Source organism: Rhizobium phaseoli (genome assembly GCF_010668805.1).
GTDB classification, from domain to species: Bacteria; Pseudomonadota; Alphaproteobacteria; order Rhizobiales; family Rhizobiaceae; genus Rhizobium; species Rhizobium phaseoli_A.
Window position 1 is genome coordinate 1 of sequence record NZ_WUFT01000073.1, and the last position, 455, is coordinate 455.

Genomic DNA, 455 nt, shown 5'->3' on the forward strand with positions numbered 1-455 from the left:
AGCTGGGATGCGCGCATCGGGCGGCCGACCTTGCGCACGACACCTTCATGCGCCTGCTCGCGCGCGACGAGCCGCTTGAACTGCTTGAACCGCGCGCCTTCCTCACGACGGTCGCGCAACGCGTCCTCGCGAATCACTGGCGACGTGAGCAGATCGAGCGCGCCTATCTCGAAGCGCTCGCACGGGTGCCGGAGCCGCTCGCGCCGTCGCCTGAAGAACGTGCCGTGCTGCTCGAAACATTGTGCGAGATCGACGCGTTGCTCGACGGGCTGCCCGTAGCCGTCAAACGCGCATTCCTGATGGCGCAACTGGACGGCGCGACGCAGACGGAAATCGCCGCCACGCTGCGGATTTCCCTCGCGACGGTGAAGCGCTATCTGCTGAAAGCGGCCGCGCAATGCTTCTTCGCGATGACACTGGAGTGAATGCGTGAGTATCGGCACGCCTCCTGGCAT

1 protein-coding gene is annotated in these 455 nt (G+C 65.5%); it reads left to right on the forward strand.

Features of this window, described 5'->3' with window-relative positions; translation table 11 throughout:
* On the forward strand, positions 1 to 425 hold a 425-nt coding region (locus GR197_RS31425), incomplete at its 5' end, for a sigma-70 family RNA polymerase sigma factor (RefSeq protein ID WP_164016606.1).
* Positions 426 to 455 lie beyond the last annotated feature (30 nt).